This is a genomic window from Oleiphilus sp. HI0079, from assembly GCF_001635105.1.
On the sequence record NZ_LWFT01001400.1, the window covers coordinates 1 to 850 of the forward strand.

1 protein-coding gene is annotated in these 850 nt (G+C 45.5%); it reads left to right on the top strand.

The genetic code is table 11. The features are described from left to right. Positions 1-212 precede the first annotated feature (212 nt). The coding region (locus A3750_RS24165; protein ID WP_156498911.1) for a hypothetical protein at positions 213-850 on the top strand (638 nt) is incomplete at its 3' end.

Sequence of the window (850 nt, forward strand, 5' to 3'; positions counted from 1 at the left end):
GGCCATGCGCCGAATCCACTTATCTGATTTTATCGACATTTTCTGCACCCTAAATTTCGTTTCGGGCGCAATCATACCGCTCCTGCAGCGCAGAAAAAAGCAACATCACGAGCACAAAGTGGAAGTTATCGCAAAACAAGGCAATAATTAAGATCAAAGTCGAGCAGGATGTAATCGATCGGCGTCAATGCATGCAGCAGTAGACGATTTCAATGAAGAAAAAAACAACACAGAACAAGCTGGGTTTTTTGCGGCCACAAAGACTCGGTGATCGGTTAGCCTGGTATTTCATATCCATAGGCTTAGTTTTTACGCTTGCTGTTTCAATTGCACTCATTGAATACGAACACATCAAATATACCGAGCAGGTTGAAAGGGATAGCCAAGAAACCGTTCGTACAATTAAGAACCAGCTTGAGCGTAGTTTGTGGAATGTTGATGAAGAAAGTGCCCAGATTCTCCTAGACGGCCTCGCTCGTTCTCCCTCTATAGAAGGTCTAAGCCTGGTTGATGAAAGCGGCGTCAGCAAGCAGCTCGGTAATTTTCAGCCACCCGCAGACTTCTCAGAACAACTTATATATGACGATCAAATACTCGGTTCACTTCAGATACAGATTAACGACACCTATCTCGACGAAGATTTTATCGACCGCGTAAAATTGCTTGGCATCAGCGCCGCTATTTTTATTGGCTTGTTTGGCTGCTTCCTGCAAATTATTGTTCAGCGACTCGTCACGGACCACCTTTCCGTCATTAGTATGGCAACCGGTGACCCAGAGCGCATGTCGACTAAGTCCTATCAGCCGATCGTGCTGAAAAGGCCCCCAATTAATGATGAGCTAACGGACCT